This is a genomic window from Tabrizicola sp. (assembly GCF_030694085.1).
In the GTDB taxonomy this organism is placed as follows: Bacteria; Pseudomonadota; Alphaproteobacteria; order Rhodobacterales; family Rhodobacteraceae; genus Tabrizicola.
Map to the genome: position 1 here is coordinate 1 of NZ_JAUXZE010000061.1, position 2269 is coordinate 2269.

Consider the following 2269-nt stretch of genomic DNA (forward strand, 5'->3'; position numbering starts at 1 on the left):
CAGCAGGGAGCGGAGCGGGCAGAATACGGCAAAGCGCTGCTCAAGGAATTGTCTGCGGAACTGACGGACGAATTCGGGCGCGGCTTTTCCCGCTCCAATCTCGAATATATGCGCAAGTTTTACCTGACCTATCAAGACAGAACTGTGCAGATTTCCCAGGTGCCGCCCGCCCAATTCCTGTCTGCCAAGAAATCCCAGATGCCATCTGGGAAATTGCCTGAATCCAGAAAATCCCAAACACCTTCTGGAAAATCCGATTCCCCCTTTGCGCTGGGATGGTCGCAATATGTCTTTCTGATTGCCATCGACAATGCAGATGAGCGCCGTTTCTACGAGATTGAAGCCGCCACCAACAGCTGGTCACTCCAGGAACTCAAACGTCAGTTCAGTTCGGGTCTGTACGAACGGCTTGCCCTCAGCCGCGATAAGGATGGTGTGAAGCAACTGGCAGCGGAAGGCCAGCTCGTCACCCGGCCGGAAGACCTGCTGAAGGAACCGTACGTTCTGGAGTTTCTCGGCCTCGATGAAAAGGCCAGATACTCCGAATCCGAACTGGAAAGCGCCATCATTGACAAGCTCGAACACTTTCTGCTGGAACTGGGCAAGGGATTTCTGTTCGAGGCCCGGCAAAAGCGCTTCACTTTCGACGAGGAGCATTTCTTCGTCGATCTGGTGTTCTTCAACCGCCTGTTGCGCTGCTATGTGCTGATCGATCTCAAGATCGGCAAACTCAGCCACGGTGACCTGGGCCAGATGCAGATGTACGTCAATTACTTCGACCGGTTTGTGAAACTGGAAGACGAAGCGCCGACCGTCGGCATCGTTCTGTGCAAAAAGAAACAGGATGCACTGGTCGAAATCACCCTGCCCAAAGACGCCAACATCCATACCCGGGAATACCAGCTCTATTTGCCCGACAAGGAGTTGTTGCGCCGGAAGCTGGCGGAATGGGGCGATGAGGTGGCGGAGTGAGTAATTTCAACTACATATTCTTCCAGCACCAGCCGCCGCGCCCGCTGCACGAGATCGATGCGGAACTGGTGGGTGTGGAGCGTCGGATTCTAGCGTTGTTGCGGGAGGTGACGGAGTGACTGACCGAGCCCTCTTTGAACCTGAAGTGTCCAGCCAGCACTGGCGAGGAGCACCGCCGTCGCATTGGTCCTTGAAACGACTGAAATGGTCAATCTCTGGGCTCTACAACGGAATCTGGGGCGATGAACCAGATGGCGAAAATGACATCATCTGCATCCGTGTCGCAGATTTCGATCGCGTTCGCAGGTCAGTCATCAGTGAGCCACCAACCATAAGGTCGGTCAACTCTGACTATCGTGAACAACGCGTATTGAGAAAAGGCGACCTACTGATTGAGAAATCGGGCGGTGGCGACAATCAGTTAGTGGGGTGCGTGGTCCATTTTGATCATGACTTCGAAGCAGTTTGTTCGAACTTCGTTGCTCGCATCCCCCTTCAAGAAGCGATGGTGCCTCAGTATTGGAACTACGTTCACTCGTCGATCTACTCGGCGAGGTTGAATTTTCCTGCGATCAAGCAAACCACTGGTATTCAGAACCTAGACGCAGAAGCCTACTTCAAAATTGAAGCAGCCTTTCCACCCGCGCAAGAACAGTCTGTCATCGCCAATTATCTCGACCGCGAAACCGCCCGCATCGACGCCCTGATTGCCGAGAAGGAACGCATGCTGGCGCTGCTGGAAGAAAAGCGCGCCGCCCTCATCAGCCACGCCGTCACCCGCGGCCTCGACACCAACGCCCCCCTCAAACCCTCCGGCCAGGAATGGCTGGGCGAGATTCCGGCGCATTGGCGCGTAAAGCGAGCCAAAAACCTGTTCACGGTTCGCGATGAGCGTTCCGACGATGGTTCAGAAGAATTGTTGACCGTGTCCCACATTACTGGCGTCACATCACGATCTGAAAAAGACGTAAACATGTTTCTGGCTGATGATAAGGCAGGCTACAAACGTTGTATGCCCGGTGACCTTGCCATCAACACCCTGTGGGCGTGGATGGGCGCGATGGGCATCAGCCCGTTGGCAGGCATCGTCAGTCCCGATTACCACGTTTACACCTCAAAAGGCGAGTTGCTATCCGATTACGTTGATCTTCTGTGCCGTTCGCGCCCCTTTGTAGCCGAAGTGAGCCGATGGTCAAAGGGTGTCTGGTCTTCACGCTTGCGTTTGTATCCAGAAAACTTCTTTGAAATGCGCCTACCGGTGCCGCCGCAGGGCGAACAACTCGATATTATCCGCGCG

The 2269-nt window shown here is 54.6% G+C and carries 3 protein-coding genes; all 3 read left to right on the forward strand.

The annotated features are described in order from the left end of the window. The coding region (locus Q8M85_RS15110; protein WP_305546099.1) for a YhcG family protein at window positions 1-972 on the forward strand (972 nt) is incomplete at its 5' end. Further along, entirely contained in the window at window positions 969-1091 is a 123-nt protein-coding gene (locus Q8M85_RS15115) for a hypothetical protein (RefSeq protein ID WP_305332995.1), read from the forward strand. The genes Q8M85_RS15110 and Q8M85_RS15115, both read left to right, overlap by 4 nt. Beyond that, on the forward strand, window positions 1088-2269 hold a 1182-nt coding region (locus Q8M85_RS15120; protein WP_305546100.1), incomplete at its 3' end, for a restriction endonuclease subunit S. The genes Q8M85_RS15115 and Q8M85_RS15120, both read left to right, overlap by 4 nt.